Below are 26,269 nucleotides of genomic sequence, written 5' to 3'. Positions count from 1 at the left end.
GCCCCGAGGAAAGCGATGCCGGCGGTGACCGCCTCCACCGCGCGGATGGGATCGGCCCGGTTCTCGGCGCCTTCGAGCGTGTGGTAGATCTCGAAGGCGAGAATGGTGAAGAGGCACGCCGCCACCGCGATGAGGATATGGGTGCGGAACCCGGCTTCGGCGGTGTGCTTGCCGCGCTCGAAGCCGATCATCGCCCCGAAGATGGCGGCGACGCCCAGGCGGATCAGCATGATGTGGAAAGGCAGATAGCTCTCGACGAGACCGAAGTCGTTGCCGATATCCATGTGGGAAGGCTCCCCGAATTGACGCTGGAGTGACAACAGGCGCGGGCCCGCGCCGGTTCCCTCGACTTTATTCCTATGCGGTGGACGGTCATGGAACCGTCATGGAACCGACATCACAGCTTTACCGGCCGATCCTAGACCCGCGAAGTCAACTTCAAAGGGCTGGCCAGTGCTCGAGCTGCATCGCGTGACCCGCCGCTTCGGCGACAAGACAGCGGTCGACAATGTTTCCCTCGTCGTGGGCGAAGGCGAAATGGTCGGCATCATCGGCGCCTCGGGCGCGGGCAAGTCGACGCTCCTGCGCATGATCAACCGGCTGGCGGACGTCAGCGACGGCAAGATCGTCTATTCGGGACGGACGATCTCGGCCCTCAAGGGCGCCGAATTGCGCAGCTGGCAGCGCGACTGCGCCATGATCTTCCAGCAGTTCAACCTGGTGCCGCGCCTCGACGTCATCACCAACGTGATGCTCGGCCGTCTCAATGGGCGCAATCCGGTCCTCAATCTCCTGCAGATATTCACCCCCGACGAGCAGCTCGAGGCGCTGAAGGCCCTCGAGCGCCTCGACATCGCCCAGACCGCCATGCAGTGGGCCCAGACCCTTTCGGGCGGCCAGCAGCAACGCGTCGCCATCGCCCGCGCGCTGATGCAGGACCCCAAGATGATCCTCGCCGACGAGCCGATCGCCAGCCTCGATCCGCGTAACGCGCAGATCGTCATGGACAGCCTGCGCGACATCAATTCCGAAGGCATCACGGTCATCACCAACCTCCATACCCTCGATACGGCGCGCGCCTATTGCGACCGCATCATCGGCATGAGCGCCGGCCGGGTGGTGTTCGACGGAACGCCCGAGCAGCTGACCACGGATGTCGCGCGCACCATCTACGGCGCCGACGGGCTCAAGGAAGCGTTTTCGGAGGCGATGACCTCCACGGCCATCGCGCCGCTGCGCCTGCCCAGGACGCCGACCAACGCCCAGCAGGCCCCCTGAGTTTTCCAAAGCGTTCCGCTGCCGGCCCCGCCGCAGCCGACAACCCGCGTCACCAAAGGAGACTTCCCCGTGTCCGCAATCCGCAAACTTCTCCTCACGTCCGTCGCCCTTTCCCTCGCCGCTCCGGCCCTGGCCCAGGATGTCAACGTCCTGCGCATCGGCCTCGACGGTTCGGAAAACGAAAGCGACCAGCTGCGCCGTACCGAGTGCGTCGCCGATCCCCTGAAGGCTGCCACCGGCGTTGCCGAAGTCCAGTTCTTCCCCTCGCCCGACTACAACGGCATCATCCAGGGCCTGCTGGGCGGCACCATCGACATCGCCATCATGGGCGCTTCGTCCTACGCCGCCATCTACCTGCAGGACGCCGAGGCCGTTGACCCCATCCTGACCACACAGCAGGAGGACGGCTCGACGGGCTATTACACCATCATGGTCGCGCGCGCCGACAGCGGCATCACCGATCTCGCCTCGACCCGGGGCAAGAAGCTCGGCTTTGCCGATCCGGATTCGACCTCGGGCTATCTTGTTCCCAACGTGTCCCTGCCCAATGACATTGGCGAACCGATCGAGGCCTTCTACGGCGAAACCGGCTTCGGCGGCGGCCACGAAAACCTGGTCCTAGGCGTCCTCGACGGCACCTGGGACGTCGGCACCACTTTCGGTTCGGGCCAGGGTGAGTGGTCCGAAGGTTATACCTCGGGCAATCTGCGCATCATGGTCGACAAGGGCATGCTCGACATGGACGACCTGGTGGAAGTCTGGCAGTCCCCGATCATCCCGAACGGCCCGCTGATGGTTTCCAACGCCCTTCCGGACGACATGAAGGCCCAGATCGAGGCGTTCTTCCTGGCCCTGCCGGAAAGCGATTTCGAGTGCTTCGACGCCTTCACCGCCGGCGGCTACACCAACTTCGTGGAATCCAGCCCCGAGATGTACCAGACCATCATCGACGCTCGCCGTTCGGTGATCGGCGGCTAAAGCCAACGTCGAACCGCAAGCAACGCGATGTCACCCTCATCATGGGTGGCATCGCGAACGTGGAGATCTCGCGCATATGGCCGATGTCGCTCAGCACCAGCCACTTTCGCCCGCCGGCGAGACCATACTGCGCCACTACCGGTCGCAGGTGCTGACGCGCCGCATCTATACCGTCATCGCCGTGGTGGGTGTGCTCGTCGCGCTCGGGGCAGCAATGTCCTATGCCAATGCCGCCAATTCCGGGAAGTTCTTCGAACGGCTTCCCTTCATGTTCGATTTTCTCAAGAACTTCGTGCCGCGCGATCCCTTCGAGATCTTCCGCGCCATGTTTGATCTGGAATCGCCCTATTTCGACGGATCGGCCAAGTACAACTACACCTCGGCCCGCATCTACCTCACCGATACGTTCTATATCCCGTATTTCATCTATCAGCTGATCGTTACGGTCAACATCGCCATCGTCTCGACGATCATCGGCGGGGCGCTGGCATTCTGCCTCTGTTTCTTTGCCGCCACCAACCTCGTCGGCGCGGGCGCCGTGCGCTGGTTCGCGCGCCGGACGATGGAGGTGCTGCGCGCTTTTCCCGAGATCGTCATCGCCGGCCTGTTGACGGCAGTGCTCTCCATCGGCCCGATCGCGGCCATCGCCGCGGTATCGCTCCACACCATCGGCGCTTTGGGCAAACTGTTCTTCGAAGTGGTCGAGAACGCCGACATGAAGCCCGACGAAGGGCTGCGGTCGGTGGGCGCCACGTGGCTCGAACGGGTGCGCTTTGCCATCGTGCCGCAGGTGATGCCCAATTTCGTCAGCTACAGTCTGCTTCGCCTGGAGATCAACGTGCGCGCCTCCACCATCATCGGCGCCGTGGGCGGGGGCGGCATCGGCGAGGTGTTCCGCCTGTCTATCGGGCGTGACTACGCCGCGCAGACCTACGCCATCATCATCCTGCTGCTGGTGACCATCATCGCCATCGACCAGTTCTCGGGGTGGCTGCGCCGACGGCTCGTCGGGAGCCAGGGCTTCGAGCTGGGGAGGGCCGCCGCATGACCGCGATCAGCGCCGCCGAGCGCCGCCGGCTGGAAGGCAAGTTCCCCGAGGTCTTCCGCAAGTCGTTCCTGCAACGCTACGGCCTGCCCGTCGGGATCGTCCTGACGCTGGCCTACCTCGTCTTCTGCTGGTTCTTCTTCGGGGTCGGGCCGGCGCTGCAGAACGGCAAGTGGGATCGCGCCTCGATCTATATCCAGGACTGGTATTCGTGGCGGGCCCAGCCGCGCCTGCGCTTCGAGGATGGCGCGGTGGTGCCGCAGTGGTCGAGCCGCGGGCAGTATCCCCAAGACGCCGTTATCGACTGGCTGACGCCGCACGCCAACGGCAGCATGACGGTGACCTTCGGCAGCGATGCCGACCGCCTCGAGATCACCCCGCAGGTGGTGACCGTCTACCTCGCGGGCGAACCCCATCTGGTGATGATCGGCGAGGACGCCGCGACCGCGCCGGAAAATGCGCCCGCCGCGATCGTCCAGGACCGGCAGAAAGTGATCGTCGACTTCGGCTTCGAGGGACAGGCGGAAATCCGCGACAACCAGGTCGCGGTGCAACGCCGGTTCCTCGGCTGGGCGAACTTCCTCTACGATCCGCGTTCGCCGCTCTGGGGACACGACCTCTTTTCCACCGTAGGCCTCGTCTTCTCCGGCGAGCGCGTCGATCCGACCCGGTCCAACGCCCAACTGGTGCTCAACGAATGGCTGGGCAACCGCGCCTGGCAGCATGGCGACATTCTCGCCAAGCTGATGCAGACGCTGGTGATGGCCTTTGTCGGGACGCTGCTCGCAACGCTCGTCGCCTTCCCCCTCGCCTTCATCGCCGCGCGCAACATCACCCTCAACCGGCCGGCGAACTGGCTGATGAAGCGCTTCTTCGACTTCATCCGCTCGGTCGACATGCTGATCTGGGCGCTGTTCTTCACCCGCGGCTTCGGCCCCGGTCCCATCCCCGGCATCGCGGCGATTTTCTTCACCGACACCGGGGCGCTCGGCAAGGTCTATGCCGAGGCGCTGGAGAACATCGACGACAAGCAGCGCGACGGTATGAGATCGGTTGGCGCCAGCCCCGCCGCGGTCAACCGCTACGGCGTCGTGCCGCAGGTGCTGCCGGTGTTCGTGTCGCAATCGCTCTATTTCTGGGAAAGCAACACCCGCTCGGCGACGGTCATCGGCGCGGTGGGCGCGGGCGGCATCGGCCTGAAGCTGCTGGAAGCGATGGGCACCAATTCCGACTGGGACAAGGTGGCCTACATGGTCGTGCTGATCCTGATCGTGGTGTTCCTGTTCGACAATCTCTCGACCGGCATCCGCATGCGGCTCATCGGCCGGCAGACGCACTGATTGGGAAACCACGCCCCTGGGGAAAACCCTGTGGCGCGCGGATTTGTGATTCGGCGCGCCAAGCGTTTCGCGCGGTTGTCATACGGATCGGCTAGCGAAAGCGGATTCCGGATACCGATCCATGCGCTGCGCGATCTACTTCATTCCTGCTCGGGACAACCCCCTGACCGTCGCGGCGACGCGCTGGCTGGGGCGTGACGCCTATACGGGCGAGCGGGTGGACAGCGGCGTGATCGAGGGGCTGATCGAGGAGGACCGCGCCTTCCTCACCGCCCCGGTGCGCCGGTTCGGCTTTCATGGAACGCTGCGTGCGCCCTTCCAGCTCGTCGAGGGCTACTCCATCGACACGCTTTCCAAGGCCCTGACCCGCTTTGCCCGCGAGCGCCCTTCCCTCCTCGTCCCGCGGATGGACGTGCGGCTGCTCGACAGTTTCTTCTGCCTCGTGCCGGACGGGCCCTCTCCGCAGGTCAACGCGCTCGCCGCCGAAGTCGTGATGAGCTTCGACCACTTCCGCGCCCCTATGAGCGAGGGCGAGCTCGAGCGGCGCTACCCGCTGCGGCTCACCGACCGGCAGCACGCCAATCTCCTCGCCTGGGGACACCCGTTCGTCCTCGACGACTACCGCTTCCACATGAGCCTCACCGGCCCCGTGCCCTGGAACGAGCAGGCCTATGTGCTGACCGTCCTCAAGCGCTATTTCGGCCCGCTGGCCGGCGCTCCGCTGGTCATCGACCAGCTCGCGCTCTTCCACGAGCCGGAGCCGAACGCGCCCATGTGCATCCACTCGGTTCATCGGCTGGCGGAGGCCACCGCGCTGATGAGCGCGTGACGTGAATCGTACTGATACGGGCGAAGGCCCCCTCACCCGCCCTTCGGGCGACCTCTCCCCCGAAGGGAGAGGTGTCGGCACCCAGTCGACGTGCGCCCACCCCACCTCTCCCTTGGGGGAGAGGTCGGCGCGCAGCGCCGGGTGAGGGGGCCTTCCGCACTAAACCGTCTTCAGCCACCCGCCATCGACGAAATACGTGGAGCCCGTCGAATAGCTGGCCTTCTCCGAGCACAGGAACACGAAGAAGTTGGCGAGCTCCTCGGCGCTCGCGAACCGCTTCATGCCGCCCGCCTCGTCGGCAACGGACTGGAGATAGGCCTCGTACCCGTCCTCCCCGTGCAACTGCTTGGCGGTCTTCACCCAATCCGGCGTCAGCACCAGGCCGGGGTTGACGCAGTTGACGCGGATGTTGTCGGAAACGACCTCGTTGGCCAGCGTCTTGGAGAACATCATCAGCGCCGCCTTGGTGGTGTTGTAGATGGGCTCGTACCAGAGCGGCTGCACGGCGCAGATCGAGGCGTTGTGGACGACGACCCCGCCGCCCCGCGCCTTCATCGTCGGTACGATGTCGCGAGCCAGCCGCACGGCGGCCATGACGTGTAGATCCCAGTAGTACTGCCACTTGGCGTCGTCCGCCTCGAGGATCGTCTCGTTGGAACCGGTGCCGGCGTTGTTGATGAGGATATCGGCGCCGCCGAAGGCGTCACGGGCCCCGGCGACCACAGTGTCGCAGCCCTCGGCCGTCGCGACGTCCGCCGCCACCGCGATAGCCGAGATGCCATGCGCTTGCGCCACCCGCGCCGCTTCGGCCTCGCCGCGCTCGCCGTTGCGCCCGACGAGCACGAGGTTGGTGCCTTCGGCCGCGAGGCCCTCGGCGATGGCGAGGCCGATGCCGACCGTGCCGCCGGTGATGACTGCGACCTTGCCGGTCAGTCCGAGATCCATGGGTTTCCTCCGTTGATATCGGGGCTCGGCCCCCTCATCCGCCCCTCCGGGCACCTTCTCCCACGAGGGGAAAAGGGAGGGTGGTCTGCCGATAGCTTCGTTCGTTACAAGTAAGCGAATGGGCACCTCCCCTTCTCCCCTTGTGGGAGAAGGTGGCGCGCAGCGCCGGATTGAGGGGCCCTATTTCGCCACCCTGATCTGCAGCTTCACATCGCTCGGGCGGCCTTCGACCGCCCGGTCGAACGCCTTGATCGAGTCCTCGAACGCAAAGGTCTCGGAGATCAGCGGCTTCAAATCGACACGCCCCGACCCCATCAGAGCGATGGCGCGTTCGTACTGATGGGCGTAGCGGAAGATGTTCTCGATGCGCAGCTCCTTGGTCGAGGCTCCGGCGATGTCGACTGCGACAGGCTCGACCGGCAGGCCGACGACGACGATGGCGCCGCCCGGGCGCGGCAGCTGCATGATCGTCTCCCAGGCCTTGGGCGAGCCCGAGCACTCGAAGACGACATCGGCGCCCCAGCCATCGGTCAGGCGCTTGACCTCCTCGGCGATGGATTTTTCGCGGATGTTGACCGGAATGACGCCTTGGTAGCGCGCGGCGATATCGAGTTTGGGCTGGGCAAGATCGGCAACGATTGCCCGCGCGCACCCGCCCGCGAGCGCGGCGATGGCGACCATCGTGCCGATGGGGCCGGCGCCGAGCACCACGGCGGTATCGCCGGGCGCAATCCTGGCCTTCGTCGCCGCCTGCATGCCGACGGCGAACGGCTCCACCATCGCCCCTTCGGCGAACGAGACGTTGTCGGGCAGCTTGAAGGTGTAGTTGGCCGGATGCACCACTTCGGGCGTCAAGACGCCGTGGACCGGGGGCGTGGCCCAGAAGGTCACCGCCGGATCGACATTGTACATACCGAGTCGGCTGGCCTTCGAGTTCGGATCGGGCACCCCCGGCTCCATGCAGACCCGGTCCCCGACCTTGAGATGCGTCACGCCCTCGCCGATCTCGACGACGGTGCCGGCGGCCTCGTGGCCCAGCACCATGGGCGCATTGACGACGAAGGGGCCGATCTTGCCGTGGGTGTAGTAGTGGACGTCCGACCCGCAGACGCCCACAGTGTGGATGGCGATCCTGACCATGCCCGGGCCGACCTCGAGCGGCAGGTCGATATCGCGGAGGGCGAGTTCATGCTGGCGTTCGAGAACGAGAGCGCGGACTTGGGTCATGTCTTATCCAGAGGCATCGGTTGGCAGGAATGGCCTGAGCTTAGGCCATGCGGTGATACCGCCGAGCTTAGCAAGGACTTATGTTCATCCGGAAGCATCATGCAGTCGTCACCGCCTGCCCTGAGCGTACTGGGTCCCGGCTTTCGCCGGGATGACAATCGGGGTTGTGGTACCACCTGCTCACATGCGGACCCTCATCCGCCTATTGTCGGAGGCTTCATCGCCCCCGTCATGATCGCGACGGCGTCGGACATGGAATAGTCCTTCGGGTTGATGATCGCGATGCGCTTGCCCAGGCGATGGATGTGGATGCGGTCGGCGACCTCGAAGACGTGCGGCATATTGTGCGAGATGAGGACGATCGGCAGGCCGCGCCGCTTGACGTCGAGGATCAATTCGAGCACGCGCCGGCTCTCCTTGACGCCGAGGGCCGCCGTCGGCTCGTCCATGATGACGACCTTGGAGCCGAAGGCGGCGGCGCGCGCCACGGCCACACCCTGCCGCTGCCCGCCCGAAAGCGTTTCGACCGACTGGTTGATGTTCTGGATGGTCATGAGGCCGAGCTCGGAGAGCTTGGCGCGTGCCAGCCGGTTCATCTCGGCCCGGTCGAGCAGGCGGAAGAACCGGCCCATGGGACCGGTCTTCCTCATCTCGCGGCCGAGGAAGAGGTTGTCGGCGATGGAAAGGGCCGGCGAGAGGGCGAGGTTCTGGTAGACCGTCTCGATGCCGGCTTTCCTCGCGTCCATCGGTGAGGAGAAGTGCATCGGGCTGCCGTCGATCTTGATGGTGCCGGCATCCGGGATGACGGCGCCGCAGAGCGCCTTGATGAGGGTCGACTTGCCTGCGCCGTTGTCGCCGATGACGGCGAGGATCTCGCCGGGCATCAGGTCGAAATCGGCATTGTCGAGGGCAACGACCCGCCCGTAGCGCTTGACGAGGCCGCGCGCCTCGATGATCGGGTTTGGCCCGGCGATGGGCGTGGCGGTGAGGCTGGCCGGTTGCGTATCCATGCTCATGCCGAAATCTTCCTGATCCACTGGTCGATGGTGACGGCGACGATGATGAGGCCGCCGACGGCGAACTCCTGCCAGAGCACGTCGACGCCCGCGAGCGCGGGGCCGTTGCGGAAGACGCCGACGATCAGCGCCCCGATCAGCGTGCCGATGATCGAGCCGCGGCCGCCAAAGAGCGAGGTGCCGCCGATGACGACGGCGGTGATGGCATCGAGGTTGGCGTTCTGCCCGGCAAGCGGGGACGCCGCGCCGATGCGCCCGATGACCACCCAGCCGGCGATGGCGCAGATGAGACCGGCCAGCGAATAGACGCCGATGAGCGTCGCCTTGGTGTTGATGCCGGCGAGCCGCGCCGATTCCGGATCGTCGCCGGTGGCGTAGATATGGCGTCCGAAGGCCGTGCGGTTGAGGATGTACCAGACGACGCAGGCGATGAGGATCATGACGATCGAGCCGGCCGTGAGGATGGCCCCACCTCCCAGCGCGACGCGCGCGCCCATCCATTGCAGCATCGGGGCGATGGCCGCAATGTCCTGCGAGCGTATGGTTTCCGAGCGCGAGATGAGGATGATGAGCGCCCCATAGATCGACCACGTGCCGAGCGTCACGATGAAGGGCGGCAGGCGCACCAGCGCCACCAGCAGCCCGTTGACGAGACCGCAGGCAAGCCCCGTGAGCAGCCCGAGCACGAAGCTGATCTCGACCGGCACCCCCGCGACCACCGACAGCCGGCCCATGACGATCGACGACAGGATCATGATCGCCCCGACCGACAGGTCTATGCCGGCGGTGAGGATGACGAGGGTCTGCGCGATGCCGAGGACGCCGATGATGGTGACCTGCTGCAGGACCAGCGACAGGTTGAACGGAGCAAAGAACCGCGTGCCCGCGGCGACCGTGAAGATCAGGATGCCGATGATGAGGACGATGAACGGGATGGCCGTCGGGTAGCTGTGCAGGAACCCCTGCAACTGGCGCAGCGGCCCGTGCCGTGAATCCTCGAAGCTCGCGACCTCCTGCTCCCCGCTCGCCAATCCCTTCTCGGCCAGCGTCGCGCCGGCGGTGTCGTCACTCATGACCTATCCCCTCCCAAGGATGTGCCGCGTTGGTGTAGAAAGGGCCGCGGTGTGGCGACCCTTTCCGCTGCTTTTAGCCGCCGCTCAGCCCCAACAGAGCTCCATGCCTTCGGTGGTGTCGATCGACTCGACTCCTTCGACCGGCTTGTCCGTCACCAGGGTCGCGCCGGTGTCGTAGAAATCGAGGCCTTCGGTGACCGCCGGCTTCTCGCCGGTATCGGCGAAGGTCTTGATCGCTTCGAGAGCGAGCGAAGCCATGTCGAGCGGGTACTGCTGCGAGGTGGCGCCGATGATGCCGTCCTTGACATTCTGGACCCCGGGGCAGCCGCCGTCCACCGAAACGATGGTGACCGACCCGTCGTCCTTGCCGACAGCCCGCAGCGCCTCATAGGCACCGGCCGCCGCCGGCTCATTGATGGTGTAGACGACGTTGATGTCGGGGCAGCGCTGCAGCAGCGTTTCCATGGCGGTGCGTCCGCCGTCCTCGGCCCCGCCCGTCACCTCCGAGCCGCAGATGCGCGGATCGTCCTCGTCGCCGATGCGGTTGGCATCCTTGACGTCGATGCCGAAGCCTTCGAGGAACCCCTGGTTGCGCAGGTAATCGACCGTCGGCTGGTTGGGCGAAAGGTCGAGCAAAGCGATCTTGGCGTTGGCGGCCTCTTCGCCGAGCGTCCCCGCAGCCCATTGGCCGATGAGGCGGCCGGCCTGGCGGTTGTCGGTGGCAAAAGTTGCGTCGGCCGCGTCGATCGGATCGAGGGGCGTATCGAGGACGATGACGAGCAGCCCCGCATCGCGCGCCTGCTGGATGGTCGGCACGATCGCGCTGGAGTCCGAGGGCACGATGGCAAAGCCGATGGCGCCGGCCGAGATGAGGTTCTCGATGGCGGCGACCTGGCTGTCGTTGTCGCCGTCGAACTCGCCCGCGAACGTGCGCAGCTCCAGGCCCAGCTCCTGCGCCTTGGCTTGCGCGCCTTCGCGCATCTTGACGAAGAAGGGGTTACCCTCCGTCTTGGTGATGAGGCCGACGATCTGCTGCTGGGCGAAGGCGGGCGCTCCCGCCATAAGCCCCATCATCACGGCCGAGGCGGCCGCGATCTTTATGAACCTGTGCATTGATTTCCTCCCGTGGGTTCGATCCGCGATCGAAGCCGGTTTGGCGTTCGTCGCGGGCTCGCAAGGCAGCCGACCAGCACCTCCTCTTTGCGTCCGGTGCGGCACCTCGTTGGCATGATCAGCAGATCATCCGGCGCCTGTCAATTAATTTGTCCAAGTGATTTATTAATTGACAGCAGCCGGAACCGCGTCGCATCCTTGCTGGCGGGGAGGATCACAAGTGTATGAAATCGATTGCACTTTGGCGCGGAATGCGCCCAATGGCGTTCGGGCTCGACAGCACGAACGTTGAAGGGGGCAAAGGGTGTCGACGGCGATGAACCGGACCGGGCGACCGGGCGGACTGCTCACGCGCGGCACCAACCAGGCCGGCGGGCGGCTCTACAACGAGCGGCTCGCGCTCTCGCTGATCCGCCGGCATGCGAGCCTGCCCAAGGCCGACCTCGCCCGCATGACAGGGCTTTCGCCGCAGACCGTTTCGACCATCGTCAACCAGCTTGAGGCCGATGGCCTGGTGCGGCGGCTGGAGCCGCTGCGCGGCCGCGTCGGCCAGCCGCTGGTGCCCTATGAGTTGCATCCGCGTGGCGCCTTCTTCCTAGGGCTCAAGGTTGGCCGCCGCTCGAGCGACGTGGTGCTCCTCGATTTCGCCGGCGCCGTGCTCGGGCGCATCCACGAGCCGCACCCCTACCCGACGCCGCAAAGCATTGTCGCGCTCGCCGGGCGCGGCATCAGCGAGCTGGCCGGCAGCCTGCCGCTTGCCGAACGCGCCCGCATCGCCGGCTTCGGCATCGCCGCGCCGTTCGAGATGTGGAACTGGAAGAACCAGTTCGCCGCGCCCGCCGACGTGCTCGAGGCCTGGCGAGTGGCCGACATTCGCGAGGAGGTGGCGGCGATCTCGCCATGGCCCGTCTATTTCCACAACGACGGCACCGCCGCCTGCGCCGCCGAGCTGGTGCTGGGCGAGGGCGCCGAGCACCCGGACTTCCTCTACATCTTCATCGGCTCGTTCATTGGCGGCGGCGTGGTGCTCAACGGGCACCTCTTTCCCGGCCGCACCGGCTATGGCGGCGCCGTCGCCCCCCTGCCCGTGCCGGTTCCGGGCGGCGGCTTCCAGCAGATATTGAAGACCGCCTCGATCTACGTGCTCGCCGAAAAGCTCGTCGCGACGGGCGCCGACCCCCGCGTCCTCTGGCGCGACCCGGACGAATGGGGCGAGCTTGGCGCGCCGCTCGACGAATGGGTTGAGGAAAGCGCCCGCGCCCTGGCGCAGGCGATCGTCACCGCCGTCTCGATCATCGATTTCGGCACCATCATCCTCGACGGCGCCTTCCCCTTGCCCGTGCGCGCCCGGCTCGCCGAGCGCACCCGCAAGCTCATCGCCGGCTTCGACCTGCAGGGGTTGGCGGGCTTCTCCCTGATCGAGGGGACGCTCGGCTCGCGCGCCCGCGAGATCGGCGGCGCCTGCCTGCCGCTGCTCGCCAACTTCACCCAGGACCGCGAAGTGCTGTTCAAGGACGGTTGACGACGCCGGTCACCATCAGGCCGCCAGCACGGCGTCCTCATGGGTGACGACCCGATCGCGGCCCTGCCGCTTGGACCGATAGAGCGCCTCGTCGGCCTTCTGCAATATATCCTCGAAGCCCGAGCGGCCCGGAAGGTACCGCGCAACGCCGATGCTGAGCGTCGGTCGGATGGCGAGCTCACGCTCGGCGACCGCCTTCGCGAAGGACTGCCGGATCCGTTCGGCCACCTGCACCGCCTGGCCGACCGAAGCGTTGCCGATGACGGCGACGAACTCGTCGCCGCCATGTCGCGCAAAGAGATCCCCCGCCCGCAACTGGGCCCGCGCCGAGGCGGCGAGGGTGCGCAGGATATCGTCGCCAGCCGCATGCCCGTACCGGTCGTTCAAGGCCTTGAAGTGGTCGATGTCGATGACGAGAACCGCCTGCGGCGCGTCCGCCAGCAGCGCGAACGATCGCGCGAGCCCGGCGCGGTTGAGCGCCTCGGTGAGCGGGTCGCGATGCGCGCGTTCGGCCAGCTCGTTGTAGCTGCGCTCGGAGGCCATCAGCATCATCACGAGGCTGCGCATCATGATGAACATGACGGCCAGGGTGGCAAGCCACGCATGCATGCCTGCGCCATCGGCAAAGAGCCCCTCCCCGCCCATCTGTCCGGTGAGGGAAAGGACGGCGCGAGCGCCGAAGAGCACGGCGGTCGGCAGGAAGAGGACCGCGAGAAACCAGCCGGACCGCAGCCCTTCCCGCCGGGCGAGGCGTACGCCCTCCCGCAGGATGGCAAGGTCGAGCAACGCCGAGATCGCCGAGCCGAACGCAATGCGGCCTGCGGCGGTGGGGCCGTTGTTCATCAGCAGCACATAGGCGAGGCCGCCCGCGAGAATGGCAAGCCCGCACCAGCGCAGGTCGACGGGACGGCCGGCGAACACCCGCACCGCCACCAGCATGAAGATATAGCCGGCCAGAACCGATGTGTTGCCCAGATCGACGGAGACGACATCCGGGACCATGTCGCGCAAGGCGATGAAGCCGGTGCCGATGCCGAGCAGGATGTTGGCCATGCTCCACCACGCAGACCAGCGCTGGAACCGACCGGTCGCGCAGGCGGCAAGCTGGACGAACCCCAGAACGAGGAGCGTCAGCGCACCAACGACATAGATCGTCCTCAGGTCGAGCAGCATGTCCCCAAACCATGTTCGCCGCCAGCTTTCCTTAGCGCGGAACACTTACGAGTTGATTAGCGGCGCGCCGGCATCGACGCGGAGCCAACCCGCTCGACCGGGACTTGACCAAAGCCACGTGCCGGCCGACGCTTCGGCAAAACAGCAAGGACGTTCGCATGACATCGAAGGCACAGCTCTCCCGCATGATCGAGGCCGGACAGGGGAAAATACCGGCGGACCTCGTGATCCGGGATGTGCAGCTGCTCGATGTCATAACCGGCGCGGTGACGCCGACCGACATCGCCATTGTCGGCGACCGCATCGTCGGCACCCACCACCGCTATGAGGGAGAGGCGGAGATCGACGGGCACGGGCGGTTCGCGGTGCCGGGATTCATCGATACGCACCTCCACATCGAATCCTCGCTGGTGACGCCCCTCGAGTTCGACCGCTGCGTGCTGCCGCACGGGGTGACGACCGTCATCTGCGATCCGCACGAAATCGCCAATGTGCTGGGCGCTGAAGGCATAAGCTACTTTCTCGACTGCTCCGAGCAGACGATCATGGACGTGCGGGTGAACCTCTCGTCCTGCGTGCCGGCGACCGCGTTCGAGACCTCAGGCGCGGCACTGGAGATCGAGGACCTCCTGCCCTTCCGTGAGCACGGGAAGGTCATCGGCCTGGCCGAAATGATGAACTTTGCCGGCGTGCTGGCGCTCGACCCCGGCATCATCGCCAAGCTCTGGGCGTTCCAGGACGACCACATCGACGGGCATGCGCCTCTCCTTTCCGGCTACGGACTTAACGGGTATCTCGCCGCCGGAATCCGCACCGACCATGAGGCGACGAGCGCGGCCGAGGCGCGCGAGAAGCTGGCCAAGGGCATGGCGATCCTCATCCGCGAGGGATCTGTCTCCAAGGACCTCGACGTGCTGGCCGAGGTGCTCGACGAGAACAGCTCGAGCTTCGTCGCGCTCTGCACCGACGACCGCAATCCGCTCGACATCGCCGAGGAGGGGCACCTCGACTCCTCGATCCGGCGGCTGGTCGCCAAGGGGCGGCCGCTGCACCACGTCTACCGCGCCGCCAGCCACTCGGCGGCGCGGATCTTCGGGCTGAAGGACCGCGGCCTTCTCGCGCCCGGCTGGCGGGCCGATATCGCGCTGCTCGACAGCCTCGAGGACTGCCGCGTCTCCGACGTGATCTCGGCCGGCCGGCTGGTGACGCCGGAGCTCTTCGCCGAACGCCAGCCGGTGCCGCCGGTGGGACTGGGCTCGGTGAAGGCGAAGCCCGTGACGGCCGGAGCGTTCGTGATGCAGAACCGCCCCGGACGCAACGAGACGCCGGTGATCGGGGTGAAGCCGGGGCTTATCCTCACTTTCCGCGAGAGCGCGACGCTCTCGACCGGCGACAATGGCCTCGAACCGGACCTCGCCGCGGACATCATCAAGGTTGCCGTCATCGAGCGGCACGGCCGGAACGGCAATATCGGCCACGGCTTCGTCAAGGGCTTCGGCCTGAAGCGCGGCGCCATCGCCTCCTCGGTCGGGCATGACAGCCACAACATCACCGTGGTCGGAGCAAACGACGCCGACATGGCGCTGGCAGTCAACCGGCTGATCGAGCTCGGCGGCGGCTTTGCGGTGGCCGATGGCGGCGCGGTCACTGCCGAATTGGCGCTGCCGATCGCTGGGCTCATGAGCCCCGAACCATTCGAGACGGTCGCCCACGACCTGCACGGGCTGCGCGACGCGGCCAAGGCTTTGGGCTGCACCCTGCCGGAGCCCTTCCTGCAGGTCGCGTTCCTCGCACTGCCCGTCATTCCGCATCTCAAGATGACGGACCGCGGGCTGTTCGACGTGGATGCGTTCGACTTCGTGAGCTGAGGGATTGTGTCACGCCCTCGTGGTTCGAGGGTCGCTACGCTCCCGCCTCACCATGAGGGCTACGGCAACCGCAACTTCATCAGCCCTCATGGTGAGGTGCCGAGAAGCGGCCTCGAACCACGAGGGCGTGGCACGATCACCCCTGCTTGGCCTCGCGCGCCTTTACCTGCAGCCGGCGGGCGTGCAGAATCGGCTCGGTGTAGCCCGAGGGCTGGTCGACGCCATGGAGGGCGAGGTCGAGCGCAGCCTGAAAGGCGACGGACTGGAAGTTCTCCGACATCGGCCGGTAAAGCGGATCGCCCGCATTCTGCGCATCGACCACCGAGGCCATGCGCTCGAAGACCGAGGTCACCTCGTCCTTGCTGACAAGCCCGTGGCGCAGCCAGTTGGCGACGGCCTGCGAGGAGATGCGGCAGGTGGCGCGGTCTTCCATCAGGCCGACATTGTTGATGTCGGGAACCTTGGAGCAGCCGACGCCCTGCTGCACCCAGCGCACCACATAGCCGAGGATACCCTGCGCGCTGTTCTCGAGCTCGCGGACGATCTCTTCGCGCGAGAGCTCGAAGGGCTTGAGGACCGGCATGGAAAAGAGGTCGGCGAGCGGCGGCAGCGGCTGGTTGTGGCGCGCCTTCTGCGCCTCGAAGACGTCGACCATGTGGTAGTGCAGCGCGTGGAGGGTGGCCGCCGTCGGCGAGGGCACCCAGGCGGTGTTGGCGCCGGACTTCGGATGGCCGATCTTGGCTTCGAGCATCGCCGCCATGTCGTCGGGCCGCGCCCACATGCCCTTGCCGATCTGCGCCCGGCCCGAGAAGCCGGCGGCAAGGCCGATCAGCACGTTGCGGTCCTCATAGGCCCCAATCCAGCGCTCGGCCTTGATGTCGTCCTTGCGCAGCACAGCCCCGGCTTCCATCGAGGTATGGATCTCGTCGCCGGTGCGGTCGAGGAAGCCGGTGTTGATGAAGAAGACGCGCTGGCGCGCTTCGTAGATCGCCGCCTTGAGGTTGGCGGAGGTGCGCCGCTCCTCGTCCATGATGCCGATCTTGATGGCGTTGGGCTTGAGGCCCAGCATCTTCTCGACCGAGGCGAAGATGGCGCAGGCGAAGGCGACTTCCTCGGGCCCGTGCATCTTGGGCTTGACGACGTAGATGGCGCCGGTGCGGCTGTTGACCTTGTCGCTCATGGCGCAGAGCGCGGTGACGGCAGCATCCATCAGCCCCTCCCCGATCGGCTTGCCGGCGGCATCGCGCACGGCATCCGTCGTCATCAGGTGGCCGACGTTGCGCACCAGGAGCAGCGCGCGGCCCTTGAGGGTCAGCGGCTTGCCGTTGGGATCGGTATAGGCCTTGTCGGCGCGGAGCTTCCGGGTGACGGTGCGGCCGCCCTTCTCGAAGGTCTCTTCGAGCGTGCCGTTCATCAGCCCCAGCCAGTTGCGGTAGACACCGACCTTGTCGGCTGCATCGACCGCCGCGACCGAGTCCTCGCAGTCCTGGATGGTGGTCAGCGCACTCTCGACGACGACGTCGGCAAGGCCCGATGGCTGGTTGATGCCGATGGGATGGGTCTTGTCGACGACGAGGATGGCATGGAGCCCGTTGTGGCGCAGCACGATTTCGGCGCGCTCGCCTTTCTGGCCGTAGGCGGCGAAGGCCGCGGCGTCCTTCAGCGTCGTCGGCCCCGCCTTTGTGTCGATGACGAAATTGGCGATGCCCGCCTGCTCGGCGACCACATAGGACGTGACGTCCCTGTGGCTGCCCTTGGCGAGGGGGAAGGCGAGGTCGAGGAACCCGGCGGCCCGGTCGATCACCGCCTGACCGCGCGCGGCGTTGTAGGTGGCGCCTGGCGCGAGGTCGCCCTCGCGGCTGATCGCGTCGGTGCCGTATAGTGCATCATAGAGGCTGCCCCAGCGCGCGTTGGCCGCGTTGAGCGCGTAACGGGCGTTGGAGACCGGCACGACGAGCTGCGGTCCGCAGATGGAGCTGATCTCGGGGTCGAGCCCGTCGGTCTCGATGGTGAAATCGGCCGGCTCGTCGACGAGGTAGCCGATATCGCGCAGGAACCGCTCGTACCCGGCCGGATCGTTGGCGATGGCGCCGTGCTCGCGATGCCAGGCGTCGATCCGCCCCTGCAATTCGTCGCGTTTGGCCAGCAGCCTGACATTGGTAACGCTGTGCTCGGCAACGAGCCCGGCAAAGCCGGACCAGAACTGCTCTGCGGAAACCCCGGTGCCGGGAAGCGCTTCGGTCTCGATGAAATCTACCAGGAGAGGGTGAACCTTGAGGCCCGATTTGTCCTGATAGTCGCTCATCGTCGCAGTCCCTTTAAGTCGTACTCGCGGGTACGCGTTCTATGTCAATGGGGCTGACCTGCCAACCCTCTCGATGCCGGGTTTTCCGAATGCCGGAAAAAACGAGGCGCGTTCACGTGCCGAGGACCGACTTCGCCCTGCCGCCCGCCACATAGACTTCGGCAACGCACCGGTCGTCGCCAAGGGTCTGGATGAGGAATAGTTCCTCGGCGAGAGTTTCGACAGTCGACATTCGTAGGGCCATGGCGGGCGTGGCGCGCCCATCGAGCACCACGAGGTCGGCCGAAGCGCCCGGAACGATGGAGCCGATGGTGCCTTCCAGCGAAAGCGCCCGGGCATTACCGAGGGTCGCGAGATAGAACGAGTTGAAGGGCGTCAGGCGCTGGCCGCGCAGCTGCAGCACCTTGTAGCCCTCGTCGAGCGTGCGCAGCATCGAATAGCTGGTGCCCCCGCCGATATCGGTGGCAACGGACACCCGCACCCCCGTCTGGCGCAAGCGCTGGTAATCGAACAGGCCGCTGCCGAGAAAGAGGTTGGAGGTGGGGCAGAAGACCGCAACCGCCCCCGTCTCGCACATCACCTTCGCCTCGCGGTGGCTGAGGTGTATCGAGTGCCCCATGAGGCTCTTCGGGCCAAGCAGCCCGTAGTCCTCGTAGATACCCGTGTAGTCCCTGGTATCCGGATAGAGCGACATCGCCCGGGTGACCTCGGCAGGGTTCTCCGAGAGATGGGTCTGCATGTAGCAGTCCGGATGCTCGGCAACGAGCGCGCGCGCCGCCTCCATCTGCGCCGGGCTCGAGGTCAGCGCGAAGCGCGGCGAGATGGCGTAGAGCGCACGGCCCTTGCCGTGCCAGCGCGCGATCAGCTCCGTGGTGTCGTCGTAGCTCGTCTCGGCGGTATCGCAGAGGCCCGGCGGGGCGTGGCAGTCCATCATCACCTTGCCGCCGATCATCAACATGTTGCGCTTCTCGGCCTCGGCGAAATAAGCGTCGACCGATTGCGGATGCACCGAGCAATAGGCAACGGCGGTGGTCGTGCCGTGGCGGATGAGCTCGTCGTAGAAGGCTGAGGCGACGTGTTCGGCATGGCCCTGCCGGGAGAATTTCTGCTCCTCGACGAAGGTGTACTTGTCGAGCCATTCGAGAAGCGAGCCGGCCCAGGAGGCGATCATCTGGCTTTGCACATAATGCAGGTGCGTATCGATGAAGCCGGGCATGATGAGGTGCGGGCGATGGTCAACGACCTCGGCGCCCGCGGCGAGCGCGGGCGAATAGTCGGTGAGCTCAACCACCCTGCCGTCCTCGATGACCACTGCGCCATCCTCGAGATAGCGATAGCTGGCGGTGTCCTCCAGGCCCTGCGGCTCGTCGAGGAAGGTGAGGACGCGCCCGCGCAGGATCGTGCGGCTCATCGGGCCGAGCCCTCGCGGTACCACTCGACGAGGAGAGCGCGCTCCTCAGCCGTCATCTCGGTGACGTTGCCCGGCGGCATGGCATGGCTCCAGCCAGCCTGCAGGACGATCTCATGCGCGTAGTTGGCGATGGCGACGTCGTTGTCGAGGATCACGTTCTTAGGCGCCTGGTGGATGCCTGGCCAGACGGGCTCGGCGGTGTGGCACATGGAGCAGCGGGTCTGCACCGTCATGCTGGCAGCGGCAAAATGTTCGGCCTCGAGAAACGGGGCGGCGCCGTAGGACGCCACCTCCGAGGCCGAGCCGTTGATCTTGGGGCCGGTCGAGAGCCACGCGATGACGAGCATCAGCACCACAGCCGCCGCCCAGGTCCAGTGCGGATTGCCTTTCCGCGCGTGCTTCGTATTGAAATAATGCCGGATGACGACACCGACGAGGAAGATCAGCGAGGCGATGACCCAGTTCCACTGGGTGGCGAAGGCCAGCGGATAGTGGCTACTGAGCATGAAGAAGACGACGGGCAGCGTCAGGTAGTTGTTGTGGAGCGAGCGCTGCTTGGCGATCTTGCCGTACTTGGCATCCGGCACCCGCCCAGCCTTCAGGTCCGCCACCACGATCTTCTGGTTGGGGATGATGATCATGAAGACGTTGGCGCTCATGATCGTCGCGGTGAACGCCCCCATGTGGAGGAGTGCCGCGCGGCCGGTGAAGACCTGCGTATAGGCCCAGGCCATCGCGGTCAGCAGCACGAAGAGCACGAGCATCAGCCCGTTCTGGCTTTCGCCGAGCGGGGACTTGCAGAGGGCATTGTAGATGAGGAAGCCGATGGCGATCGAGCCCATGGAGATGGCGATCGCGCCCCATTGCGGAACGTCGAGGACGTTGCGGTCGATGAGGTAGATGTCGGCCCCGACATAGTAGACGATGACGAGGAGCGAAAAGCCCGAGAGCCACGTGGCGTAGCTCTCCCACTTGAACCAAGTGAGATGCTCGGGCAGGAAATCCGGCGCCACGAGGTATTTCTGGATGTGGTAGAAGCCGCCGCCATGCACCTGCCACTCCTCGCCGTGGGCGAGTGGCGGCAGGCTCGGGGTTTTTCTAAGCCCGAGGTCGAGCGCGATGAAATAGAAGGACGAGCCGATCCAGGCGATGGCCGTGACCACATGCAGCCAGCGCGCAGCAAAGCTCAGCCATTCCCAGAAGATCGCGAAATCGCCCATGATTCTTTGTCCTGTCGTTGGGCTCTTACCCCTCTCCCCTTGTGGGAGAGGGTGCCCGAAGGGCGGGTGAGGGGTTGGCCGGGAGCCCCAGCCCCCTCATCCGGCGCTACGCGCCACCTTCTCCCACGAGGGGAGAAGGGCGGGTGCCCCTCTCTCGCTCATTCACTCACGAAAAGAGGCGGGACTTGCCCGCCCCTTTCCTTAGCGCAATAGGCTGCTTACGCCGGAGGGATGACGCCCTCGACGTACCAGTCCATGGTCAGCAGTTCCTGGTCGGTCAGCGTCACGCCGGCCGCCACGCGCTCGGTGCCGGTGTGGTCGTTGATCGGGCCGGTGAAGATGTTGAACGAGCCGTCGATCTGCCCGTTCTTGACCGCTTCCGCCGCCTCGACGACCTCGGCCGGGATCTTCTCGTTGTAGGGCCCGATCACCACTTCGCCTTCCTTGAGGCCCGGCCAGCGGTCGCCGCTTTCCCAGGTGCCGTCGATGACCGCCTGGGCGGCGTCGACATAGTGCGGACCCCAGTTGTCGATGATGGCGGTCAAATGCGCGTTGGGCGCGAAGGCGCTCATGTCCGCGCCCTGGCCGAAGCCGCCGACGAGCCCGCGCTCCTCGGCCACCTGGAGCGCGGCCGGACCGTCCGTGTGCTGGGTGATGACGTCGATGCCCTGGTCGGCCATGGCGCGTGCGGCGTCCGCCTCGCGGGCCGGGTCGTTCCAGGTCGAGATGAACACCGGCGTCAGCGTGAAGTCCGGGTTGATCTTGCGGGCGGCGAGCGCGAAGGCGTTGATGCCCATCACCACCTCAGGGATCGGGAACGAGCCGATATAGCCGGCCTTGCCCGTCTGCGAGAGGTGCCCTGCGATGGTGCCACAGACCGCGCGGCCCTCGTGGAAGCGGGCGTTGTAGGTGGCGACGTTCTCCGAGCGCTGGTAGCCGGTCGCATGCTCGAACTTCACGTCCGGGAACTGCTGGGCGACCTTGATGACATAGTCGCCATAGCCGAAGCTGGTGGCGAGGATCAGGTTGTGGCCGGACTGGGCCAGCTCGCGCAGCACGCGCTCGCAATCCGGGCCCTCGGGCACGTTCTCGACATAGGTGGTCTCGACGGCATCACCCAGCTGCTCTTCGAGGTAGAGGCGGCCCTGGTTGTGCGCGTAGTTCCAGCCATTGTCGTTGATCGTGCCGATATAGATGAACCCGACCTTGAGCGGCCCTTCCTGCGCGAGGGCGCGGCCGCCCACCAGCGGCAGGGCCGCCGCGGCGCCGCCCAGCGCCAGGACGTTGCGGCGATTGAACTTCGTCATTCGTGTCTCTCCTGAGTTGACCCTGTTTCAGACATTAGGGAGGCGTTGGCCCGCTCTCCTAATTGGTTGCAAGGAACGGCTTGCCGAGGCAAGCCGGTGCGCTGGTGCTGCCCGTCCGCCGCAGCGAGATCAGCACCAGGACGACGACGGTGGCGATGTAGGGCATCGCGGCCCAGAGCTCGGCGGGAATGGTCGAGAGAATGCCGCCGCCCGCCTTGGAATAGAGCTCGACGGTCATGACGAGGCCGAAGAGATAGGCGCCCGCCAGCAGCCGGAACGGCCGCCAGGATGCGAAGACGACGAGCGCCACCGCGATCCAGCCGCGCCCCGCGGTCATCCGCTCGGCCCATTGCGGGGTGAGGAGCAGCGGAAACGCCGCGCCCGCGATGCCCGCCATCGCGCCGCCGAAGGCGACGGCCGCGTAGCGGATGCCGATGACCGAATAGCCGATGGAGTGGGCCGAAAGGTCGTTCTCTCCGACCGCCCGCAGTATGAGGCCCGAGCGCGTCTTGTGGAGGAACCACCAGACGGCGAAGACCATGATGAGCGAGAAATAGACCAGCGGCGAATAGCCGAAGATGACGCGCCAGACCGGGTGCGTCGCGAGTTCGGCCGGGAAGACCGAGCGGAAGAGATCGACCGGCCGGGCCGAATAACCCTGGCCGGCAAGCGCCGAAAGGCCGGTGCCGAAGATGGTGAGCGCCAGGCCCGTCGCGGTCTGGTTGGCCGAAAGGCTCAGCGTCAGGAACGCGAAGATCATCGAGGAGAGCATGCCGGCAATGGCGGCGGCGAGGACCGCCAGCCACGGATTGCCCGTGGTGAACATCACGATGAAGCCGGTGACGGCCCCGATCAGCATCATGCCCTCGACGCCGAGATTGAGGACGCCGGCCTTTTCCACCACCAGCTCGCCGAGCGCGGCGATGAGGATCGGCGTCGAGGCGCCGACCACGGTGATGATGATGGCGATGAGAAGCTCGGCGCTCATGCCCGCGCCTCCGTGGGCTGGTGCGTGACGCGCTTCAGCCGATAGCGGATGAGGAGGTCTCCGGCGAGGAGGAAGAACAGCATCATCGCCTGGAAGATGCCGGCGGCCGCCGCCGGCAGGCCGATGGTCGTCTGCGCCATCTCTCCGCCGACGAAGGTGATGGCAAGGACGATGGAGGCGAAGATGACGCCCAGGGGATCGAGCCGGCCGAGGAAGGCGGCGATGATGGCGGTGAAGCCGTAATTGGTCGGAAAGCCCGGAACCAGCCGCTGGAACGGCCCGGCAACCTCGAGCATGCCGGCAAGCCCCGCGAGCCCGCCTGAAACGAGGAGCGCCAGCCAGATAGTGCGGTTCTCGCTGAACCCGCCATAGCGCGCCGCATGCGGGGCAGCGCCGACGACGCGCACCTGGAAGCCGAAGAGCGAGCGGGCCATGACGAACCAGACGATGAGCGCGACGAGGATGGCGATAGGGACGCCGAGGTGGACGATCGTGCCCGGAATGATGGTCGGCAGGCGCGCCGCCTCCGAGAAGATGCGCGTCTGCGGAAAACCCATGCCCATCGGGTCTTTCCAGGGGGCGCGCACGAGATAGTAGACGAGCTGCACCGAGGCGTAGGTCAGCATCAGCGAGGTCAGGATCTCGTTGACGCCGAGGCGCGTACGCAGGAGCGCCGGGATCGCCGCATAAGCCGCGCCGCCCGCGACCCCGGCGAGCGCCATCAGCGGCAATATCCACCAGCCGGTCATGCCGTAGGTGGCGAGCGCCACGCCCGTGGCGCAGACGCCCCCGACGACGTACTGCCCCTCGGCGCCGATGTTCCAGACATTGGCCCGGTAGGAGACGGCGAGCCCCACTCCGATGATGATGAGCGGCGCCGCCTTGATGCCGAGGTCCTGCCATTTGTAGGAGGTGACGAGCGGCGTGATGAAGATTTCCCGGACGGCTCCGGGGCCGTCATAGCCGATGGCGCTGAAGATCGCGCCGCCGACCAGCATGGTGAGGATCACCGCCAGAATGGGGGCGGCATAGAGCATCAGCCGGCTCGGCTGCGGGCGCTTCTCAAGCCTGAACTGCAACGCCGCCTCCCGCCTCGATATGCACCTGCTCGCCCGTGCCGTGGACGCCGCCCATGAGGAGGCCGATCTCCTCGATCGAGGCCTCGCCGACCTTGAGCGTCTGGCTCAACCGCCCCTCGTTGATGACGGCGAGCGTGTCGCAAAGCTCCAGCAGCTCGTCGAGGTCCTGGCTGATGATGACGATGGCCGAGCCTTCCGCGGCGAGATCGACGAGAGCCTGGCGGATGGCCGCCGCCGCGCCCGCGTCGACACCCCAGGTCGGCTGGCTGACGACAAGCACCGACGGGCGCTGCAGGATCTCGCGGCCCATGATGTATTTCTGCAGGTTCCCGCCCGAGAGCGAGCCCGCCATCGACTGCGGTCCCAGCGCCTTGACGGCGAAATCGGCGATGACCTTGCCCGTATAAGTGCGGGCGGCGCCGGAATCGATGAGGCCGCCGACGACCATCTTCAGCCGGTCGCGGGCGGTGAGCACGGAATTGTCGGCCAGCGTGAAATCGGCGACGGCCGCATGGCCGTTGCGTTCCTCGGGCACGGCGCAGAGACCGAACTTGCGGCGCCCGGTGGTGTTGAGGAGCCCGAGCGGGTGCCCGTCGAGGCTGATCGCCTCGCGCTCCTCGCCCAGCACCTCGCCCGAGAGCGAATCGAGGAGGGCATTCTGCCCGTTGCCGGCAACCCCGGCGATGCCGAAGATCTCGCCGGCGCGCACGGTGAAGCTCACCTCCTCGACGGCGACGCCGAACTCGTCCTCGGTGCGGGTGGAAAGCCGCGAGACGACAAGCTTGGGCGGACCGAAGGTGCGGTTCGGGTCCTTCTTGATGTCCTTGAGGCTGGCGCCGATCATCTTCTCGGCCATGGAGCGCGAGGTCTCCTGCTTCGGGTCGCACGTGGCGACCACGCGGCCGGCCCCGCAGGATCGTCGCCGTATCGCAGAGCGCTTTTATTTCGTGGAGCTTATGGGAAATGTAGAGGATCGAGCAGCCTTCTGCAGCGAGCTGGCGCAGCGTCTCGAACAGCGCCTCGACCTCCTGTGGGGTCAGGACAGAGGTCGGCTCGTCCATGATGACGAGCTTGGGCTTGAGGAGGAGCGCGCGCACGATCTCGATGCGCTGCCGCTCGCCGACCGAGAGGGTCGCGACGATCCGGTGCGGATCGAGGTTGAGGCCATAGACTGCCATGACCTCGCGGATACGCGCCTCGAGGTCGCGGGAGCGGATCTTGGCATCCATGCCGAGCGCGATGTTTTCGAGCACCGTCAGCGCCTCGAAGAGCGAAAAGTGCTGGAACACCATGCCGATGCCGAGCCGGCGGGCCTGCTTCGGATTGGCGATCTCGACGCGCTCGCCGTCGAAACGCACCTCGCCGGCATCGGGCGCCATGATGCCGTAGATCATCTTGACGAGGGTGGACTTGCCCGCCCCGTTCTCGCCGAGGAGCGCATGGATCTCGCCGGCACGGACCGAAAAGCCGACATCGTCGTTGGCGAGCACGCCCGGGAACTGCTTGGTGATGCCGGAAAGCTCAAGCCGCATCGGCAGGTTAGCGTCCATCGACGGCTCCCGAAATGATCGTGGCCGGCGCGCTTCCAACAGAGACTTCCCGCCGTCCAATGTGGACCATTATTTCAGCCGCCGCCAGTGCCGCTATTACTTCCGGACGCTTATCCCCAAGCCCCATCTGCCCGATGGGCAGGACCAGCCGCTCCAACGCCGCGCTGTCGCCGCCCTCGCCGATGAACCACTTGGCGAACCGCGCCCGCTTCGTCCTCGAGCCCACCATGCCGACATAAGGCGAGTCGGCCCGTTTGAGAGCCTCCATCGCGATGAGAAAATCGAGCGCGTGGTCGTGGGTGAGGATCACATAGGCGCTGCCCGGAGGGGCGGAACGCACCACCGCCTCCGGCATGGCGGAGGCATGGGTCGCGACGTTCCCGGGCAGATCGACCAGCTCTTCCCGGCGTGTATCGACCACATGCGCCTTGACCGGCAGCAGCGAAAGGCAGCGGGCGAGCGCCCGCCCGACATGGCCGGCGCCGAAGACATAGATATGGGGCTTGGCCACCTCTTCCGCCGCAACGCGCGCGACGAGCCGTTCCGCCAGCTCGGGCGTCACGTAGTCGAGGCAGACTTCGACCCGCCCGCCGCAGCACTGGCCGATCTCGGGCCCGAGCGGCACATCCATGACTTCCGAGGCGCGGCCGGCGGCAATCAGCCGGCGGGCATGGGCGATGACGAGATATTCGAGAGCCCCGCCGCCGATGGTGCCGAAGATGGTTTCGGCGCCGACGAGCATGAAGGTGCCCTCTTCCCGCGGGCTCGAACCGCGCACGGAGGTGAGTTCGGCGACGATGGCGGCGGGCTCGCGGGCGAGGAACGTCGCGATGTCCGGCGCCGGGCGGGTCATTGGCGGACCTCGCGGGCATCAGCTCGAGTTGAAGCTTCCCCCCACCCTAGCCCTCCCCTCAAGGGCTGTCTATTATACACATCGTCCGCTGCCGACGAGCGACCTGGGGTAGGTCTCGTGGCGCGCTGGTCGCTTAACAAAAAGCAAGA

The 26,269-nt window shown here is 66.3% G+C and carries 21 protein-coding genes and 1 pseudogene; 7 read left to right on the top strand and 15 right to left on the bottom strand.

The genetic code is table 11. The features are described from left to right. Nucleotides 1–284, bottom strand: a 284-nt coding sequence (locus tag VE25_RS00345) for an MgtC/SapB family protein (protein WP_046106585.1), incomplete at its 3' end; no start/stop codon positions are given. A 169-nt stretch (nucleotides 285–453) separates the two neighbouring features. Between VE25_RS00345 and phnC the strand changes: the two genes are divergently transcribed. From phnC to VE25_RS00320, 5 genes are all read left to right on the top strand, one after another. Beyond that, complete coding sequence (phnC, locus tag VE25_RS00340; protein ID WP_046106584.1) at nucleotides 454–1,278, top strand: phosphonate ABC transporter ATP-binding protein; 825 nt, start codon at nucleotides 454–456, stop codon at nucleotides 1,276–1,278. A gap of 69 nt (nucleotides 1,279–1,347) precedes the next feature. Next, nucleotides 1,348–2,256 carry a phosphonate ABC transporter substrate-binding protein gene (gene phnD, locus VE25_RS00335; protein WP_046106583.1) on the top strand — a complete coding sequence of 303 codons (909 nt, stop codon included), beginning with the start codon at nucleotides 1,348–1,350 and terminating at the stop codon, nucleotides 2,254–2,256. Nucleotides 2,257–2,332: 76 nt separating this feature from the next. After that, complete coding sequence (gene phnE / locus VE25_RS00330; protein WP_046106582.1) at nucleotides 2,333–3,304, top strand: phosphonate ABC transporter, permease protein PhnE; 972 nt, start codon at nucleotides 2,333–2,335, stop codon at nucleotides 3,302–3,304. Then, entirely contained in the window at nucleotides 3,301–4,641 is a 1,341-nt protein-coding gene (gene phnE / locus VE25_RS00325; RefSeq protein WP_046106581.1) for a phosphonate ABC transporter, permease protein PhnE, read from the top strand. The genes phnE (VE25_RS00330) and phnE (VE25_RS00325) overlap by 4 nt, the downstream gene beginning before the upstream one ends. 121 nt (nucleotides 4,642–4,762) lie before the next feature. Further along, on the top strand, nucleotides 4,763–5,470 hold the full coding sequence (locus VE25_RS00320; RefSeq protein ID WP_046106580.1) for a DUF1045 domain-containing protein: 708 nt from the start codon (nucleotides 4,763–4,765) through the stop codon (nucleotides 5,468–5,470). A 159-nt stretch (nucleotides 5,471–5,629) separates the two neighbouring features. Here VE25_RS00320 and VE25_RS00315 read toward each other — a convergent pair whose 3' ends face one another. From VE25_RS00315 to VE25_RS00295, 5 genes are all read right to left on the bottom strand, one after another. Beyond that, on the bottom strand, nucleotides 5,630–6,415 hold the full coding sequence (locus VE25_RS00315; protein WP_046106579.1) for an SDR family NAD(P)-dependent oxidoreductase: 786 nt from the start codon (nucleotides 6,413–6,415) through the stop codon (nucleotides 5,630–5,632). A gap of 180 nt (nucleotides 6,416–6,595) precedes the next feature. Then, nucleotides 6,596–7,642 carry an NAD(P)-dependent alcohol dehydrogenase gene (locus VE25_RS00310; RefSeq protein WP_046106578.1) on the bottom strand — a complete coding sequence of 349 codons (1,047 nt, stop codon included), beginning with the start codon at nucleotides 7,640–7,642 and terminating at the stop codon, nucleotides 6,596–6,598. Nucleotides 7,643–7,836: 194 nt separating this feature from the next. Next, a complete protein-coding gene (locus tag VE25_RS00305; protein WP_046106588.1) occupies nucleotides 7,837–8,652 on the bottom strand; it encodes an ATP-binding cassette domain-containing protein in 816 nt (271 codons plus the stop codon). A 2-nt stretch (nucleotides 8,653–8,654) separates the two neighbouring features. After that, entirely contained in the window at nucleotides 8,655–9,731 is a 1,077-nt protein-coding gene (locus VE25_RS00300) for an ABC transporter permease (protein ID WP_052731628.1), read from the bottom strand. 84 nt (nucleotides 9,732–9,815) lie between these two features. Then, entirely contained in the window at nucleotides 9,816–10,844 is a 1,029-nt protein-coding gene (locus VE25_RS00295) for a sugar ABC transporter substrate-binding protein (RefSeq protein WP_046106577.1), read from the bottom strand. 316 nt (nucleotides 10,845–11,160) lie between these two features. Here VE25_RS00295 and VE25_RS00290 point away from each other — a divergent pair, with 316 nt between their 5' ends. Further along, on the top strand, nucleotides 11,161–12,366 hold the full coding sequence (locus tag VE25_RS00290; RefSeq protein WP_046106576.1) for an ROK family transcriptional regulator: 1,206 nt from the start codon (nucleotides 11,161–11,163) through the stop codon (nucleotides 12,364–12,366). Nucleotides 12,367–12,381: 15 nt separating this feature from the next. Here the strand turns inward: VE25_RS00290 and VE25_RS00285 are convergent, their stop codons facing one another. Further along, a complete protein-coding gene (locus VE25_RS00285; RefSeq protein ID WP_046106575.1) occupies nucleotides 12,382–13,539 on the bottom strand; it encodes a GGDEF domain-containing protein in 1,158 nt (385 codons plus the stop codon). 158 nt (nucleotides 13,540–13,697) lie between these two features. Here VE25_RS00285 and ade point away from each other — a divergent pair, with 158 nt between their 5' ends. Continuing rightward, nucleotides 13,698–15,407: an adenine deaminase gene (gene ade, locus VE25_RS00280; protein ID WP_046106574.1), complete on the top strand. Its 1,710-nt coding sequence runs from the start codon at nucleotides 13,698–13,700 to the stop codon at nucleotides 15,405–15,407. Nucleotides 15,408–15,543: 136 nt separating this feature from the next. Here ade and VE25_RS00275 read toward each other — a convergent pair whose 3' ends face one another. From VE25_RS00275 to xdhC, 8 genes and pseudogenes are all read right to left on the bottom strand, one after another. After that, the gene (locus VE25_RS00275; protein WP_046106573.1) at nucleotides 15,544–17,712 is read right to left on the bottom strand and encodes a malate synthase G; all 2,169 of its coding nucleotides are present in this window, start codon (nucleotides 17,710–17,712) and stop codon (nucleotides 15,544–15,546) included. A gap of 112 nt (nucleotides 17,713–17,824) precedes the next feature. Beyond that, nucleotides 17,825–19,123, bottom strand: coding sequence for a guanine deaminase (guaD, locus tag VE25_RS00270; RefSeq protein WP_046106572.1), 1,299 nt, complete (start codon nucleotides 19,121–19,123; stop codon nucleotides 17,825–17,827). Beyond that, nucleotides 19,120–20,343, bottom strand: coding sequence for a urate hydroxylase PuuD (locus VE25_RS00265; RefSeq protein ID WP_046106571.1), 1,224 nt, complete (start codon nucleotides 20,341–20,343; stop codon nucleotides 19,120–19,122). The genes guaD and VE25_RS00265 overlap by 4 nt, the downstream gene beginning before the upstream one ends. Nucleotides 20,344–20,561: 218 nt before the next feature. Then, on the bottom strand, nucleotides 20,562–21,650 hold the full coding sequence (locus VE25_RS00260) for a BMP family ABC transporter substrate-binding protein (RefSeq protein WP_052731627.1): 1,089 nt from the start codon (nucleotides 21,648–21,650) through the stop codon (nucleotides 20,562–20,564). Between the two features lie 58 nt (nucleotides 21,651–21,708). Continuing rightward, complete coding sequence (locus VE25_RS00255; RefSeq protein WP_046106570.1) at nucleotides 21,709–22,638, bottom strand: ABC transporter permease; 930 nt, start codon at nucleotides 22,636–22,638, stop codon at nucleotides 21,709–21,711. Next, complete coding sequence (locus VE25_RS00250) at nucleotides 22,635–23,717, bottom strand: ABC transporter permease (RefSeq protein ID WP_046106569.1); 1,083 nt, start codon at nucleotides 23,715–23,717, stop codon at nucleotides 22,635–22,637. The genes VE25_RS00255 and VE25_RS00250 overlap by 4 nt, the downstream gene beginning before the upstream one ends. Further along, nucleotides 23,701–25,267, bottom strand: a pseudogene (locus VE25_RS23710) (ABC transporter ATP-binding protein). Before VE25_RS23710 ends, VE25_RS00250 begins: the two are co-directional and overlap by 17 nt. Further along, a complete protein-coding gene (xdhC, locus tag VE25_RS00240; protein ID WP_046106568.1) occupies nucleotides 25,257–26,120 on the bottom strand; it encodes a xanthine dehydrogenase accessory protein XdhC in 864 nt (287 codons plus the stop codon). The pseudogene VE25_RS23710 and the gene xdhC overlap by 11 nt, the downstream one beginning before the upstream one ends. Between the last annotated feature and the right edge of the window lie 149 nt (nucleotides 26,121–26,269).

Origin of the sequence: Devosia geojensis (genome assembly GCF_000969415.1) — a bacterium.
In the GTDB taxonomy this organism is placed as follows: Bacteria; Pseudomonadota; Alphaproteobacteria; order Rhizobiales; family Devosiaceae; genus Devosia; species Devosia geojensis.
This window is presented reverse-complemented; position numbering and strand designations above follow the sequence as displayed.

What these genes read in the sequence shown, in the direction of transcription:
- phnE (WP_046106582.1), top strand. Translation starts at nt 2,333, where the DNA reads ATGGCCGATGTCGCTCAGCACCAGCCACTTTCGCCCGCCGGCGAGACC.
- phnE (WP_046106581.1), top strand. Translation starts at nt 3,301, where the DNA reads ATGACCGCGATCAGCGCCGCCGAGCGCCGCCGGCTGGAAGGCAAGTTC.
- VE25_RS00320 (WP_046106580.1), top strand. Translation starts at nt 4,763, where the DNA reads ATGCGCTGCGCGATCTACTTCATTCCTGCTCGGGACAACCCCCTGACC.
- VE25_RS00315 (WP_046106579.1), bottom strand. Translation starts at nt 6,415, where the DNA reads ATGGATCTCGGACTGACCGGCAAGGTCGCAGTCATCACCGGCGGCACG.
- VE25_RS00310 (WP_046106578.1), bottom strand. Translation starts at nt 7,642, where the DNA reads ATGACCCAAGTCCGCGCTCTCGTTCTCGAACGCCAGCATGAACTCGCC.
- VE25_RS00305 (WP_046106588.1), bottom strand. Translation starts at nt 8,652, where the DNA reads ATGGATACGCAACCGGCCAGCCTCACCGCCACGCCCATCGCCGGGCCA.
- VE25_RS00300 (WP_052731628.1), bottom strand. Translation starts at nt 9,731, where the DNA reads ATGAGTGACGACACCGCCGGCGCGACGCTGGCCGAGAAGGGATTGGCG.
- VE25_RS00295 (WP_046106577.1), bottom strand. Translation starts at nt 10,844, where the DNA reads ATGCACAGGTTCATAAAGATCGCGGCCGCCTCGGCCGTGATGATGGGG.
- VE25_RS00290 (WP_046106576.1), top strand. Translation starts at nt 11,161, where the DNA reads ATGAACCGGACCGGGCGACCGGGCGGACTGCTCACGCGCGGCACCAAC.
- VE25_RS00285 (WP_046106575.1), bottom strand. Translation starts at nt 13,539, where the DNA reads ATGCTGCTCGACCTGAGGACGATCTATGTCGTTGGTGCGCTGACGCTC.
- ade (WP_046106574.1), top strand. Translation starts at nt 13,698, where the DNA reads ATGACATCGAAGGCACAGCTCTCCCGCATGATCGAGGCCGGACAGGGG.
- VE25_RS00275 (WP_046106573.1), bottom strand. Translation starts at nt 17,712, where the DNA reads ATGAGCGACTATCAGGACAAATCGGGCCTCAAGGTTCACCCTCTCCTG.
- guaD (WP_046106572.1), bottom strand. Translation starts at nt 19,123, where the DNA reads ATGAGCCGCACGATCCTGCGCGGGCGCGTCCTCACCTTCCTCGACGAG.
- VE25_RS00265 (WP_046106571.1), bottom strand. Translation starts at nt 20,343, where the DNA reads ATGGGCGATTTCGCGATCTTCTGGGAATGGCTGAGCTTTGCTGCGCGC.
- VE25_RS00260 (WP_052731627.1), bottom strand. Translation starts at nt 21,650, where the DNA reads ATGACGAAGTTCAATCGCCGCAACGTCCTGGCGCTGGGCGGCGCCGCG.
- VE25_RS00255 (WP_046106570.1), bottom strand. Translation starts at nt 22,638, where the DNA reads ATGAGCGCCGAGCTTCTCATCGCCATCATCATCACCGTGGTCGGCGCC.
- xdhC (WP_046106568.1), bottom strand. Translation starts at nt 26,120, where the DNA reads ATGACCCGCCCGGCGCCGGACATCGCGACGTTCCTCGCCCGCGAGCCC.